Source organism: Candidatus Eisenbacteria bacterium (genome assembly GCA_016867495.1).
Classification (GTDB): domain Bacteria; phylum Eisenbacteria; class RBG-16-71-46; order CAIMUX01; family VGJL01; genus VGJL01.
Genome location: VGJL01000067.1, coordinates 1 through 13,616, shown reverse-complemented (window position 1 = coordinate 13,616; position 13,616 = coordinate 1). Strand labels below are relative to the sequence as shown.

Sequence of the window (13,616 nt, the reverse complement as noted above, 5' to 3'; positions counted from 1 at the left end):
AGAATCAGCTTCATCATCGCGCATCGGCTCTCGACGGTGCGATCGGCGAGCCGGATCCTCGTGATCGAACAGGGAAGAGTGGTCGAGGAGGGGACGCACGAGGAGCTGCTGAGAAGGCGGGGGAGCTACTTCCGTCTCTACCGGAACCAGTTCGCGAGGGAGACGCAGGAGCAAGCCCTGCGCGGCCTGGTCGAGGAGGCGGCGGGGTAGACATGCCTGCCCGCGTCCCGGATGCTAGCTCGCGCGCCGCTCGGGCCAGGAGCGCGACACGAGGAGCGTCCGTGGCCCCGACCGGTTCCCGTAGCCCCGCGCCGCGAACGCGAACCTAGCGGGGCGAAGAGAACCGTCGGGGTCCAATGGCCCAGACGTGCGCGCAGGCTACTGAAACCGGCCGGGGATGAAGACGCCGCATCCCGGACAGCAGCCGTCCTTCAGCGCGCGGCGGCGCACATGGTGCCAGTCGCGCGCGATCAACTCCTTGCCGCATGAGGGGCACCATGTCGTCTGTCCCTCCGCGTCGAGCACATTGCCCAGATAGACGAAGCGGATTCCCTCCTGCATCGCGAGCCTCCGCGCGCCGCGGAGGGTCGCGGGAGGGGTGGGGGGAGTGTCCGTCATCTTGTAGTCGGGGTGGAAGGCGGTGAAGTGGAGCGGGACGTCGGCGCCCAGGTTCTCGAGGATCCAGCGCGATAGCCGGCGGATCTCGTCGTCGCTGTCGTTGTGTCCCGGAATCAGCAGCGTCGTGATCTCGAGCCAGAGATCGGTCTCGCGCTTGAGCCAGACCAGGGTGTCGAGAACCGGAGCCAGGTGCGCGAGCGTCGCCTTGGCGTAGAACTCCTCGGTGAACCCCTTGAGATCGACATTCGCCGCGTCGATGTCCCGGAAGACCTCCGGGCGGGCCTCGGGCGTGATGTAGCCCGCGGTGACCATGACCGAGCGGATCCCGCGCTCGCGCGCAATCCGCGAAGTGTCGATCACGAACTCCCCGATGATCACGGGGTCGTTGTAGGTGTAGGCGATCGAGGGGCACCCCTCGCGCACGGCGACGGCGACGACCTCCTCGGGAGTCACATCGAGGCTGTGAAGCTCGTCGATCCGCGCCTTGCTCATGTCCCAGTTCTGGCAGAACTGGCAGCCCAGGTTGCAACCGGCCGTGCCGAACGAGAGGATCTTCGTTCCGGGGAGGAAGTGATTCAGGGGCTTCTTCTCGATCGGGTCGACGGCGAAGCCGGTGGGGCGTCCATATCCCAGGCTTCGCAGAACGCCGCCGTCGTTCTGCCGGATGAAGCAGAATCCGGCTTGGCCGTCAGCGAGCCTGCAGTACCGGGGGCAGAGTGTGCAGAGGATCCGCCCGTCGGGTTCGGTCTGCCAGAAGCGTGCGGCGGGAGCCTCTCGACTGCGCGTGGACATGACAGCGACCTCTCCTTCGGAGAAGAGTATCATAGCCGCCGTGGCTCGATTCGATCCGAAACGGCAGGCCGAGTTTCTCGAGCGGCTGAATCCGCGCCGCGCGGAGATCAAGCGGGATCTCGACGCGCGGAGGCTCCCCTTCGGCGTCGCGATCGACAATCCAGACAAGGAAACGAACATCGGCAACCTGTTGCGGACGGCGCACGCCTTCCTCTGCGGCGAGATCGTCCTCATTGGCTCGCGGCGGTACCAGGGAGCCGGAAGTCACGGGATCGAGCGCTTCGAGCGGATTCGCCATCTGCCGACTCGCCAGGAGTTCCTCGACTGGCTGCCCGACTCGGGATATGAGACGGTCGCCGTGGAGATCCACCCGGAGGCCGAGCGCCTCGATCGTTTCGTCTTTCCGGAGAGACCGCTCTTTCTCTTGGGGAGCGAGCACTACGGCCTAAACGAGTCCCTTCTCTCCGCGGCGAAGCACAAGGTCGCCGTGCCGCAGTTCGGTCTTGTCCCCTGCCTCAATGTCAACATCGCCTGCTCCATCGTCCTGTATGCCTTCGTGACTTCGCGGCATCCGGATCTCGAGACGACGGTCGTGCGGGGGCGAAAGTACCTGGTGGACGAGAAGAGCGGCAGGCAGCCATCGATCGATGAGTAGGCGAGTCGGGCAGTCGTTCCCGGGAGATCACCGCCAGTCTCCCGACGCGACGAATCCCCCCCAGTAGAAAGGCTGCGGGTCTTCTCCGCGCCTGCGTTGGTCGCGCAGCAATGTCAGGTCGGCGTCGCGGACGGCCGCGGCCGTGCCGAGTCCCTTCTCGAGAATCGCTTCGTAGAAGGCGCGCATCCAGGCGCGCGCGGCTTCGTCCCCGACCGGCCAGAGCGTCGCGACGACTCGGCGCGCCCCGGCCAGCTGAAAGGCGCGCTGCAGACCGAACACTCCCTCGCCGCGCAGGATGCGGCTGCCCCGCGAGTGGCAGGCAGAGAGCACAGCCCACTCCACTCCCTGCAGGTCGATCGCGGCGACTTCCTGCGCCGTCAGGATTCCATCGTCGTCATTGGGCGCGGCCTCCTCGCGCCGGTTTGCTCCGGCCAACGCCAGACCCGACAGAAGCAGCGGGTTCGCGCCCACACCGGCGGACGCGAGCGCATCCTGTCCCGCGGCGCGCGAGGGCGAGACCGGATCCACCGAGCACGCCGGATCAAGCACGTATCCGTGTGTCGCCAGATGAAGCAGCCGCCGCCCCGAGGCCGATCGCTTCACTGCTTCCTCCGTCGCCTCCCGCCCCATAAGGAGGATGGTTTCCCGACTCCGGGAGTCGCCACTCTCCCCGGGCAGGGCCGGCCGGGACGAAGACCCCTGGGACGAAGACCCCCGCGACGAGGTCCCCCGGGACGCCTCCTCCTCGGATGAAGTCCCCAGGGACAACTTCCTCCACAGATCTGCCACTTCGCGCGCCTCCCTCTTTGAAGCCGTCAGGCTGGGGAATCGCGTCGCGCCAAGATCCAGGCAATCCGGTCGGACCTCGCGGAAGGGATCGAGGGCCGTGAGGACTCTCCCCTCGCCCCACTCGGGAGCGGGGGGGCGAGGTCCGCTTGAACGACGGTCGAAGTCAGGGCCGCCCACAATGAGGGCGCCATGCCCGCTCGCGGGCTCGTGCAGGAAACCCGCGACCTCGCGTTCGGCCGTGAGATGGTGCAGCATCACGGGGGCCTCGATGAGGAATCCTCGTGCTTCATCAGGGAGCGCGGCGATGTTCACCAGGTGGATCGCTCCGTCGGGCACGATGAGCACGAGTTCGGCCGCGCCAAGACTCGGAAGGACTGGATCCCAGATCGCCTCGCGGAGTATGCGCCCCGTCTCCGTTCCGTCGGCGGAACTGACGCTGCCCGGCGCCGCGCCATGCTTGGCGCTTCCCTGGACTGCCAACGAGATCTCCGCTCTCCAGTCGGCGATCAAGGCATCGACCCCGACCGCGTTGCCGATGTCGACCGACACGGGCGCTCCCCCGCCCTCGGGAAGGACGAAGGCGCGATAGCGTTCCCCTGAAGGATCGAGGCCTCTGCTTCCTACCCTCCTGTACCGCGCATAGGCCACAAGCGCGACTCCATCGGGAAGAGCGTCCGTCACGGCGGAAAGCCCGGTCGTCTCACTCCCCGCTCCCTCCAGCTCTCCAGCATCTGCCAGCGCTCGCTCGGCTTCCTCCAGATCGCGACGCGCGTCGGCCACCAGATCCCTGTAGACCTCCGGATCTGCGCTCTGCGGGCCGCGCACGATGAGATTGGCCAGACGGGCTGAGGCGCGCTGATGGTCCTCGAAAGGGCCGTCGGTCTTCCGCGTGGAGTCCGCCGGCGAGCGATCACGACGAACGCGCGCGGCAAGCTCATCGAACGCCAGCGCCCGAGTCCGAATGATCGCGTCCCAGACCTGCGATATCAGGGTCGGGTCAGGATCGCCCTCATCGAGGAGAGACAGGAGAATGTCCGTCAGCGTGGCGCTCTGTCCCGCGACCACCAACGCCTGTCGCTCCGGAAGAGCGCGGACCGTTAGCCGGAGGTGGGGGGTCACGACGCGCTCCGCGCTGAAGGCGTGCTCGATGGCGGCGGCGCGGCGTCCGGCGGCCAACTCGACGATCGCGAGATCCGCTTCATGCTCCGCCATCAGAGGATGATCTGTGCCGACTTTCGGAGAGAGTACTTGCTGCGCATGTCTGAGGCAGTGTCGCGCCTCGTCGAGGAGACCCTCTTCCCGGGCCACGGCCGCCTGATCAGCCAGAGTCGCCGCGACGCCGATGGAGCCCTCCCCAGACTGTTCCACCGCCACCCGCAAGGCTTCCGCGATTTGCCGGCGCGCCTCATTCAGGTCGCCTCGCTTGCGCGCGATGGCGCCAAGTGCGAGATGGCAGTCTGCCAGGAATCGATGCCCGGGCCCGAGGCGGGCGGCCCAAGTCTCCTGCGCGCGCCGGACCAGAGGCTCCTGCTCGTCGACCCTTCCCAGGGTTCCAAGAGTGGCGCCTAGATTGAAAAGCGCCTCGGCAACCAGGTCGTGGTCGGGGGGGAAGGACTCCTCCGCCTGCCGCAGGGCTTGGCGGCGGAGCTCAAGCTCTTCCTCGCGGTCGCCCAACTCGGCGGCAAGATGAGCCCTACGGGCGCATGCTCTCACGCGCTGCTCCGCCCAAGGTCCATCGGCCGCTAGGTGCAGAGCCTCATGTTCCAGCAGTCGCCGAGCGGCCGCGTACTCCCCCATCCGGATGAGGGTGGTCGCGAGATTGCTGCGAATGTTGAAAGCCCAGGGCGTCGTGGGACCCGCGCGCGATTCCTCCAACTCAAGCGCCCGGCGATAGAGCTGCGCGGCCCGCGCGTAGTCGCCCGAACCGACCTCGGTGTTCGCAAGGTCATTCAGCGCGCCGGACAGACTGGGGTGACCCGTGGAATCGTAGTGCGCCACCAGTGCCTCGCGCAGAGATCGCGCCTCCCGGACCTGACCCACCTGCCAGAGCGCTCCGGCCAACGCGCCCTTGATGGTCACCGCGGGCGAAGAGAGGTGTGTCCCCGCAACCTCAGCTTCCCGAAGCGCAGTCCGGCAGAGATCGACCACGCCCATGTAGTCGGCCGAGATCGTCTTCGCGTTGGCAAGGGCGTTCACTGCGCTGAGGATTTCGGGGTGCCCCCGTGGAAGCCGCGCCCGACGAGTCGCCAGCACTGACGTGAAGACCGAGTCCGCCGCCTGGAGGTCTCCCGCCTTGGCGAGGATGACCCCGAGGTTGAAGAGGCTGCTCGACACCTCGAGGTGCCCCTGTCCATACAGCGTCTTCTTGAGTTCGACCGCCCTGCGCGCCAGAGCCAGCGCCTTCTCGTCGTCGATGCTCCCCTTCCTCCACAGACACTCCACGAGAAGATCGAGCACCGCCGCGGTCTCTGCCGCATCTCGGCCGTGCTCCCGCTCCGCCTGCGCGAGCAGCCTGCGGATCAGTTCCTCGGCGGGTCCGAGCCGCCGCTCGTGGAGGAGGGACTTCGCGATCGCCTGCCAGTCGGGGGGCGCGGCCTCGGGAAGCGACTGGGCGGAGCCGGAGGAAGGCGCGACCGCGAGAAGCGCAGCCGAGAGGATCGTCATCCGCGCGACCCGCATGGCCCGGCGACAGTCCCGTTTGCTCCACCTGCTCCTCATTCAAGCCCCCGGCGTCTGTTCACGCTCGCACATGACTTCGAAGCGACCTGCCGTCAGCTAGGGCGGACTGTCCGCATCTGAGACGCTCCCCTGGCGCATCCGTCCTGCGCCCTAATCCGGCGAGCCTGGGCCGGGGATCTCCCGCAGCGGCGTGCGCGCAGCCTCCTCTTCGCCGCGAAGCCCCACCACCTGCCAGAGATGGGCGCCGCGGATCTCCGTCCTTTCGGCCGCGCTCAGGCGCAGAGAAGTTGCGCGGCCAGCGTCGCGCCGCGCCACCTCGTCCATGCCCTTGTCGAAGAACCGCACATCGAAGCGATCCACGCCTTCCGTGGGAGCCCATGCGAACTCCAGGTCTCCTCCCGCGAGAACCCGGGCCTCAGAGACCAACATGACTTGGCCGGGGGACGCCGGATCCCGCATGTCGGGGCCCCGCATGGAGGGCCCCCGCTCGCCCTCGCGGTGCAACGCCCGGGGGATGAAGATGATCGCCAGGACGAGGGATGCCGCGGCGACAATCCATGCCGGACGCCACGCCTGCACGAACAGGCGCGCGAGCCATTGCCTCGCTCGACGGCCATCTCCCGCTCTCAATCCACCCGCCCGGCGGGCGTCCGGCGCCGAGCGGGTGACTGGCTCTCCCAAGATCTGCGCCTCGAGAATCTCCTGGAGGCGCCCGCTGCACTCCGCCGCACGCGCTTCGGCGGGCAGTCGATCCCGTTCGTCCATGAAGTCCCTGTAGGCTGTGAGCGCGGCCCTGCAGCGAGGACAAGTCTCGAGATGCTCGCGCCGCGGCTCGCCGCGCGGCTGCTCCGCCGCCACTACGAGTTCCTCCAGGGAGTAGCAGCTAGGTTTCATCCCCCAAAGCCTCCCCTGTTGCCTGAGTCCGCGCCAGAGCCTCGCGCATTCTCCTGCGCGCACGCTGCAGAATCCCACGCGCACCGGATGACTGACGGATGCCCAGCACGGCCGTGATCCGCTCGACGGGCATCTGTTCGAAGCAGCGGAGCCAGAGCGCCTCCTGCTCAAGCGGATCGAGATGCGATCGGATCAGATCGAGCAGGGCCTCCTCCGACATCCTGTCCACGAGGATCTGCGCCGGGTCGTTCGCGGGATCGGGGATCAGGTCCGGATCGACATCGGCATCATGTATCAGGCTCGGCCGGCGTTGCTGACTGACACATCGATTGCGCGCGATCGTGTAGAGCCAAGTCCCGAATTCCCCGCGGGGCTCGTAGGTCGACAGGTGGCGATACGCGCTCAGCAGAACCTCCTGCGCCGCGTCGAGGGCCTCATCGGCGTTCCCCAGCCGCCGATAGCACCAAGCGTAGACCCGGTCGCGATGTCGCGAGAGGAGCATGCAGGCCGCACGCCGAGACGCCTCGCCTTCCGGATCAGCCTTGGCCAACCGGACCAGCTCTTGGTCCGAAGGCTCGGACACAGGTCGCTTCTGTGACATGTAACGCCGGCTACCCCCCTGTCATCACAGCAGGAACGGGGCGATTGTACCAGCCTCGGAGCCCGGAAACACCCTTCAGTGGAGTGTCCGCCCCGCGAGGTCCTGCCGGGAACCCGCAGGACCGCGACGCCCATGACGGTTTGCGATCGGCCGTCACCACTCCGGGCGGTGCGCCCTGTGATTTCCGTCTCGCTCCCGCGTTTCTATGGGCGACGGAGTGGAGTTGGCGGGCAGGATGCCCTGGTGATGAGCAGACACATGAAGGGGGATTCGGGAATGGGATCCAGGTCATGGAGTTCAGGTATGGGGCTCTTTCCTCTATTGAGTCTGGCGCCGAGATCCCGCCTGGCGCGGCGTCCCCGCCCGGCGGCGAGCATCCGCCCGGCGGCTTTCTTCTGCTTGGCGGCCAGCCTCTTCCTGCCGGCAGCGGCAATCGCAGCGACTCATGTCGTACGCCCCGACGGCGGCGGGGACTTCGCGACCATTCAGGCGGCGATCGATGCCGCTGTCGACGGCGACACGATCGAGCTCACCGACGGCTGGTTCACCGGCGCCGGCAATCGTGACATCCAACTGGACAAGCGGCTTACGATCCGAGCCCAAAACGGCCCCGGGGGATCGTGCATCATCGACTGTCAGGGAAGCATCTCGGACCGTCACCGCGGTTTCTCCATCGATGACCAGGGGGCAGGAAGCCTGCTGGAAGGCATCACCATCCAGCACGCCTATGTCCTGGACCCGGGCGGGGCTTTGGATCTCTACGAGACCTCGCTGACGATCGACCAGTGCATCTTCTACGACAATTACGCCGACATGGGTGGCGGGGCGATCTACGCCCCCACAGGCTGCGACCTGCAGATCACCGGCTGCACCTTCATCCTGAACCGCGCCGACCAGTCGGGTATGGGCGGCGGAGCGATCTATCTGGAGGATGGCACGACGGCGAACGCCACGGGTTGCCTCTTCCATCGCAACCGCTCCGCGAGCCTCGGAGGCGGGGATGTCTACTGCTCGTTCAGCGACCTGACCTTGACGAGCTGCACCCTGCACGAGACCTATGGCCGGGCCATCTACCTCGACTCCGGGTCGACGGCGGCGCTGGCGCATACGATGATCGTCTTCGGCGACCACGCGGCGGTGCGCTGCGTGGTTGGTTCCTCGGCGACGCTGAGCTGCTGCGATGTCTTCGGCAATGCCGGGGGTGACTGGACCGGATGTCTGGCGGGCCAGGAAGGGCAGAACGGCAACATCTCGCTCGATCCGCTCCTCTGCCGGGACCCGAGCCATCCCTACTACCTGTGCGCGAACTCCCCCTGCGCCCCCTTCTCATTTCCCAACCACGACTGCGATCTCATCGGCGCCTTCCCGGTCGCCTGCGGCCCGCATGTGTACACGCTGCGCCCCGACGGCAGCGGGGACTTCCCGACGATCCAGGCGGCCTTGGACGGCGCATGGTACGGATCGATCGTCGAGCTCGAGAACGGGACCTACACGGGAAACGGCAACCGCGACATCCTCTTCCCCAACCGGCCCGTCACGCTGCGCTCGGCGAGCGGCAACCCCGCCCTATGCGTGATCGACTGTCAGGGAAGTCCGGAGACCCAGCACCGCGCCTTCGTCTTCGAACAGATGAACATGGACTGGTGCGTGATCGAGAACATCGAGATGCGTAACGGTTACGCAGGTTCCGACATCGGATCCGGAGGGGCCGTCCGAATCAGTTCGTCATGCACGCCTGTCTTCCGCGGCTGCAGCTTCCGGAACAACCTGGCGCCCAACGAGTCGGGAGGGGCCGTGGTCATATCGGGGTCGGGCTCGGCGCCGACCATCGAGGGTTGCTCCTTCGACTCCAACCAGGCAAGAGACGGCGGCGCCATCGCCAGTCTGTCCGGCAGTCCGCGTATCACGGACTGCAGATTCACGGCAAACCGCTGCGGGGAACGCGGGGCCGCAATCAAGTTCACCTTCGGCGAGTCCGATGTCAGCGGGTGCAGCTTCCTCCAGAACGACGCGTCCTGGCATGGCGGCGCCGTGCTTGTCGAGATGGGCTCGGTGAGCTTCACCGACTGCGTCTTTTCCGGCAACTCCTGTCGCTTCGAAGGCGGCGCGCTTAGCCTCGATGGTTTCACGCTGTGCACTGTCACCGGATGCGTCTTCTATGGGAACAGTGCGAGCAATGAGTTCGGAAGCGGCGGCGCCATCTTCACGGAAGCCGACGCAACCACGGCGGATCGGTGTCGCTTCATTGGAAACAGCGCCGACCGGGGTGGCGCCATCGACGCTTGGTGCGAGAATCTCGCCGTCTCTTGGTGCACCTTCTCGGACAACACAGCCACCGGAGAAGGGGGCGCGATCTTCAGGTGGGATAGCTCCGGCAACCTCACGACGCTGTCGCACTCCACCTTCTACCACAACGCCTCCGCGGAAGGAGGAAGCGGGCTCCACCGCCTCGGGGATGGCCTGGTGACCCTCTCGAGCAACATCTTCGCCTTCGGCTACTCGGGCGCCGCCATCGGCGGGCAAGGCGGCGGATCGGTGCAAATCGATTGCACCGACATCTACGGCAACGAGGGCGGAGACTGGGTGGGTCACATCGCGGATCAGCTCGGCCAGAACGGCAACATCTGCGAGGACCCGCTCTTCTGTTTGGACGACAATCCCGCCGAGCCCTACACGCTGCATGACTCTTCCCCCTGCGCCGGCCAACACAATCCCGATTGCGGCCTGATCGGCGCATGGCCCGTCGGCTGTTCCGATCCGATCCCGGCCGACGTGATGCTCATCGGGATTCACGAGACGGCGGTGCGCCAGGCCCTCGTCACGCTCGGCATCCCCTTCCACGAGTTCTACGGCGAGGACTGGACGGGCCTCGATCTCTCCCCCTATGCGCACGTATACGTGGCCATTCACGGGGGTTCCATCGAGCAAGCCAGCCTGCAGCACGTCGCCGACTACGCGGCCCAGGGAGGGCACCTGCACTTCTATGGGGGCAGCGACTACCCCGCCTACGCGCAGGGGCTGAACGCCTACCTGCTCGAGAACGACACCAACAACCACCAGTGGACGGAGCTCGCCGCGGCACCGCACGTGCGCATGGAGGAGTTGACCAGCTACCTCGCGCGCAGCCACAATTGGATCTTCGACTTCCAGGACTGGTCGGCCACGTGCTACCAGACCCGGCTGACGGACCCGGATATGATAATCGCCGCTCGCAACAGCAGCGGCGTGCCTATGCTCGTATCGAAGGAGATCGGCGCGGGCACGCTTGATCTCTGCATCAACTCGCCCATGACCGAGTCCTACTCCGATCCCACGGACTACGCCTGGCTCCAGCTCACCGTCCGGAACATGCATGATCTGACGCCCGGGGCCGTCGTCTTTACGGCCGTCGAGGATGTCTACACGACGAGCTTCATGCCCGAGGCGAACTTCGGGGGACTCCCGGACCTCGGCGCCGGAAGCACGGACGAGTGGGGGCCCGGCTTCTTTCGCACATACGCGAAGTTCGATCTCGAGGCGATCGCGGGCAGACAGATCGCCAGCGCCCTCCTATGGCTGGACCAGCACGAAACAGGCCCTGGACAGGAGGGTTCGCCGTGCAGCGTGCACCGGGTCGTCGAGCCATGGGAGGAGTTCGAGATCACATGGATGAACCAGGCGGCGCATGTCTCTCAAGTCGTCGATGTGGAGACCGTGGGCCGGGAAGGGGACATCGGGATCCTCGAGTGGGACGTGACATCGCTGGTTCAGGCGTGGGCCAGCGGCATGCCGGACTACGGGCTGGTGGTGCGCCACCAGACCGAGACGATCAACGGAGGGATCGGCCGCGGTTTGTTCCGAGCGGCGGAGAGCCCGGTGCCGATGAGCCCGAGAATCCTGATCACGGTGCGCGAGCCCTCCTCAGTCGATGACGGTCCCCACGCCGCGGCGGATCTCGGATCCGAACGACTGAGATTATCTCCGCCCTCGCCGAACCCGACAACCGGACATGTGACGGTGGCTCTCGAGGGGACGGGATCGCGCCCGGTCGCCGCGGAGATTCTCGACGTTCAGGGCCGGATCATCCGCCGGCTCACCATCGTCCCTACCCGCGGTTCGGGGCTTGTCCTCTGGGACGGATGCGGGGAGAACGGCGCGCAGGTCGCTTCGGGACGATACTACATGCGGCTGCGCAGCGGGGGCGAGACCGGCTCGCGCGCGATCGTGCTGCTGAAGTAGCCCCCGAAGGGATTCGTGGAGGGCCACCGCGGACCGGTGGCGGGCGACGAGCTGCTGGGAGTCCTCCGAACGGCGGAGGGCCTTCCCAGCAGCTTCGCTGCGGGCGTGGAGGGCGGTGTTTTCGCGGTGTACGGCCCACGTGGAGCAATCGCGGAGTACGCCCCGTCGGTTGGCGGGCTAATTATGCTTGACAGCATTATGATCGTTGGCATAATAAGGCCCTATGAAGTTCCTCGACCGCGAAGAAGAGATGCGGCGCCTGCTCAACCTGTCGGCCCGCGAGGGCGGCGGGTTGGTCGTCCTCTGGGGGCGCCGGCGGGTCGGCAAGACGCGGCTCATGCTCGAGTGGGTGCGACTCGCGGGCGGTCTCTATACGCTGGCCGACCAGTCGGCGGGGTCTGTGCAGAGGCGATACTTCGCCGAATCCCTCTCCTCGGTGCTGGACGGTTTCGCCGAGTCGGAGTACCCGGACTGGCGCACGCTCTTGCGAGCGCTTGCCCGTCAAGCGGGGCATGCCGGGTGGCGGGGTCCCCTCGTCATCGACGAACTTCCCTACCTTGTGGCCGCGAGCCCAGAGTTGCCCAGCGTCCTGCAAGGGTTCATCGATCATGAGGCCCGCTCGGCCCGGCTCTGCGTCGCCCTTGCGGGGTCTTCTCAGCACATGATGCAGGGGTTCCAGCTCGATCGAACTTCTCCGCTCTTCGGCCGCGCTAGCGAGGCCTTCGAGCTTCACCCCCTGCGGGCCGGGTATATTGGGAAGGCGCTAGGGATGGACCGTCCGACGCGTTCAATTTCAGCGTGGGCGGCCTGGGGCGGGATTCCGCGCTACTGGGAGCTGGCGGAGCCGTTCCGGATGGACACGGACGCGGCGATCGACACCCTCGTTCTGGACCCGAACGGCACGCTTCACGCGGAACCGGATCGCCTGCTAGTGGAAGAACTTCCCCCGGCTACCGGTCTGCGACCAATCCTCGACGTTGTCGGAGGTGGTGCCCATCGTCTCTCAGAGATCGCGGGTCGGATCGGGGTGCCCGCCACCTCGCTTACCCGCCCATTGGGCAGGTTGCAGGAACTCGGCCTTCTGACGCGCGAGCAGCCGTTTGGCGCTCCGGACCGCGGGGGGAAGCGATCGTTGTACCAGATCGGGGATCCGTTCATCCGAATGTGGTTCCGGGTGGTGGCGCCGCAGCGTGCAGCGCTCGCGGTGGGTGGGCGAGCCGCGCGGGCTGCGATCTGGCAGCGGCACCGCGTACGGCTCGTGTCTGAGGCCTGGGAAGATCTGTGCCGCGCTTCGGTCCCTCGGCTGACCCGGACGACGCTGGGGGAGGACGGACCATGGGGACCCGCACGCCGCTTCTGGCGTGGCGACGGGCCCGAGTGGGATATCGTGGCGTCATCGCCCGGCGATGACGCCCTGCTCATCGGCGAAGTGAAATGGTCGGAAAAGCCAGTCTCCGAGTCCGAGGTCGACCGAATCGGTCGGGCTCTCCTGGCCAAGGGTCTGCCTGACGGGCCCTGGGCCCGCGACAAGCGCATTGTTAACGCCGTGTTCGTGCCGGAATTGCAGGCCCCGCCTGGTCGCGCCGCGGGGCGTCGCTCGTACCGAGTGATCACCGCGACCGACGTCCTGGAGTGCATGCGGTAGCTAGACCTGGATCGCCCGCAGTCGGCGGTCTCATGGGAACACTCCCGTCCACCCTGCTCTGCGTCCTTCGGGCCGCGTTCTTGCCTCGGGCGTCCCTTGCCTTGGAGAACGCCGCTCTACGACGAACGCTTCATGAGAATGCCCCCCTTGGTCGATCCGCACGAGAGCAACAGGGGCACGCCCCATTAAGCGGGGAGCTCTCTAGGACGTCAATCTCGGACGAGGTTTTCAGAAGGCTTCGGTCAGGATCTTGTCTTCGACCGGATCGTGTTCGAAGTCGGAAGGGAGCGGTACACGAACTTCGCGCTCTATCATGGCGTGCGGATCCACTGCGTCACCTCCGCCGGGTGACGGCATCGCGTCCTCCTCGTCATGCGGCCTCGATCCTCGGCCGATCGAGTCAGGATCGTGTCGGGGGGACTGGCAGATCCATCTACGCGAGCACAGGCGGCGGCTGTCCGGGCGCCAGGTCCGGCTGCGTCGCTTCCTCCAGCGTCAGGATCGGCCGGCGCTCGAATGCCGCGGCCCTGATCGGGCAGTCGGACAGATCGCAGACCTTGCAGAAAAGCCGCCTGCAAGGATCGGTGTGGAAGGCGATCTCGCCCTCGATCCGACACTCATCGAGGAGCCGCCGCTCGAAGGCGTCGGTGCGCTCGTGGGCCTCCTCCACCGACCAGAACTCGGGAACGACGATGTGAGCATCGACGTGCGTGAATCGTCCCGCG

9 protein-coding genes are annotated in these 13,616 nt (G+C 66.7%); 4 read left to right on the top strand and 5 right to left on the bottom strand.

The features are described from left to right. The coding region (locus FJY88_07855) for an ABC transporter ATP-binding protein (protein MBM3287246.1) at positions 1-210 on the top strand (210 nt) is incomplete at its 5' end. Positions 211-378: 168 nt separating this feature from the next. Here the strand turns inward: FJY88_07855 and amrS are convergent. Further along, positions 379-1,410 carry an AmmeMemoRadiSam system radical SAM enzyme gene (amrS, locus tag FJY88_07850; GenBank protein ID MBM3287245.1) on the bottom strand — a complete coding sequence of 344 codons (1,032 nt, stop codon included), beginning with the start codon at positions 1,408-1,410 and terminating at the stop codon, positions 379-381. On the opposite strand from amrS, the gene FJY88_07845 reads away from it, so the two are divergent. After that, positions 1,283-2,065, top strand: a complete 783-nt coding sequence (locus tag FJY88_07845; GenBank protein MBM3287244.1) for an RNA methyltransferase — start codon at positions 1,283-1,285, stop codon at positions 2,063-2,065. The two genes, amrS and FJY88_07845, sit on opposite strands and share 128 nt — an antisense overlap. Before the next feature lie 27 nt (positions 2,066-2,092). On the opposite strand, the gene FJY88_07840 is transcribed toward FJY88_07845, so the two are convergent. The 3 genes from FJY88_07840 to FJY88_07830 all read right to left on the bottom strand — a co-directional run bounded on the left by FJY88_07840 (position 2,093) and on the right by FJY88_07830 (position 7,028). Beyond that, positions 2,093-5,572, bottom strand: coding sequence for a CHAT domain-containing protein (locus FJY88_07840; GenBank protein ID MBM3287243.1), 3,480 nt, complete (start codon positions 5,570-5,572; stop codon positions 2,093-2,095). Positions 5,573-5,683: 111 nt separating this feature from the next. Then, positions 5,684-6,427: a hypothetical protein gene (locus FJY88_07835; protein ID MBM3287242.1), complete on the bottom strand. Its 744-nt coding sequence runs from the start codon at positions 6,425-6,427 to the stop codon at positions 5,684-5,686. Beyond that, positions 6,417-7,028: a sigma-70 family RNA polymerase sigma factor gene (locus FJY88_07830; protein ID MBM3287241.1), complete on the bottom strand. Its 612-nt coding sequence runs from the start codon at positions 7,026-7,028 to the stop codon at positions 6,417-6,419. Before FJY88_07830 ends, FJY88_07835 begins: the two co-directional genes overlap by 11 nt. 132 nt (positions 7,029-7,160) lie before the next feature. Here FJY88_07830 and FJY88_07825 point away from each other — a divergent pair, with 132 nt between their 5' ends. Both FJY88_07825 and FJY88_07820 read left to right on the top strand, forming a co-directional pair. Continuing rightward, on the top strand, positions 7,161-11,246 hold the full coding sequence (locus FJY88_07825) for a DNRLRE domain-containing protein (protein MBM3287240.1): 4,086 nt from the start codon (positions 7,161-7,163) through the stop codon (positions 11,244-11,246). Between the two features lie 223 nt (positions 11,247-11,469). After that, the gene (locus FJY88_07820) at positions 11,470-12,891 is read left to right on the top strand and encodes an ATP-binding protein (protein ID MBM3287239.1); all 1,422 of its coding nucleotides are present in this window, start codon (positions 11,470-11,472) and stop codon (positions 12,889-12,891) included. Positions 12,892-13,324: 433 nt separating this feature from the next. On the opposite strand, the gene FJY88_07815 is transcribed toward FJY88_07820, so the two are convergent. Then, positions 13,325-13,616, bottom strand: a 292-nt coding sequence (locus tag FJY88_07815) for a cation transporter (GenBank protein MBM3287238.1), incomplete at its 5' end; no start/stop codon positions are given.